The 1,214-nt window shown below is 30.4% G+C and carries 1 protein-coding gene; it reads right to left on the bottom strand.

The window, feature by feature from the left end; all coding sequences use genetic code 11:
* Positions 1–198: 198 nt before the first annotated feature.
* On the bottom strand, positions 199–1,188 hold the full coding sequence (locus tag GMC_RS0100250; protein ID WP_010520246.1) for a hypothetical protein: 990 nt from the start codon (positions 1,186–1,188) through the stop codon (positions 199–201).
* Positions 1,189–1,214: the final 26 nt, after the last annotated feature.

Here is a 1,214-nt window from a genome sequence, read left to right as displayed (position 1 = left end):
AACGTCTCGTATAAGAAACGTAGGGCAGGTGATAAGCACTATCGTTTCGGTTTATTACTTAGCTAAATATAAATATTTTGCTTTTATCTTTTCTTCTATAAACGCCAAATTTTATATTTAGCGGACTTTGCAAATACACAATGACCTTTCGATTAAGCCCAAAAGCCCTATGTTTTTTATACATTGTTACCAGCTTTTTTATATCGTCAGATTTATACTGTTTCTTCTTTCTATTAGTTTTTGAGAATCAAAGCATACAAGTTGATTCATTGAGTTTTCTGGTATATTTACTTTAGGAAAATAAAAACTCTTTGGATTAGGATTAATTAATTCAATATTGAATAGATTATTAAAAACTGCAGAAGTTGAGTCATTTGAATGCCATAGTGGATATGGACTAAATCTAACACAAAACATAACTATATTCGCTGAAATAGCTCTTATACAATTCTCTAATGTAGACTTGTTAAAATGGGTTTCTCTGTCGTGTTTAGTTTTATTATAAGCATCATACCAATCTAATGAAGTGGTAGGATTTTGGGAGTTCCAATTACTGAAAGGAATAATACTTTGAATATCACTCTTTACTTTTAAATTAATCTTGTATTCCTTTAAAAATAGTGGTTCCGATAATTTTACATAATCATTTGTATTATAGTTTCTTCCGCTGGGTTGTATACCTGAAAATTTGAAATAGTTTGTCCAACTATTTTCTACTTCAGTACAAGCTAAAATTAACAATTCTCGTGTTTTGTAACTATAAGAATTAATTCCATTTCCCTGAGGTTCTATATACAAAAACAATTCATCTAGTTTATTTAATAAAACTCTTAACGATTGCATAGAATCTCTGAGTTCAATTTCTGAGTTGTTAAGAGAAACTTGCATTTTAGAATAATCCAAAAGCCCAGGTCGCCAAACACGTTTAGTTGTTTCTCCAATTTTTACATTTGATGATTCAATATTCTCTGCACCAAAAGTTTTTATAACCCAATCATTTAAAGTCCCACTTTTCTTTTCCGTTACAGTTAATCCTGTTGATAAAACCCAAATTCCATTATTGCATCCATAAATGTGAACAAAATGCGTTTCCGTCTCATATGCATAACCTTTTGGGTTTCCCTCGTGAACATCATTTACCCAACCAGGTAATGTTGTCTTAGTATTGTCATATATGATTCCATTCATAAGGTGTTAGGATTAATTGCTGGTAA

The organism is Aquimarina agarivorans (assembly GCF_000218485.1).
Taxonomy (GTDB): Bacteria; Bacteroidota; Bacteroidia; order Flavobacteriales; family Flavobacteriaceae; genus Aquimarina; species Aquimarina agarivorans.
Note: the sequence above shows the minus strand (reverse complement) of the source record. Positions and strands in the feature narration are given on the sequence as shown.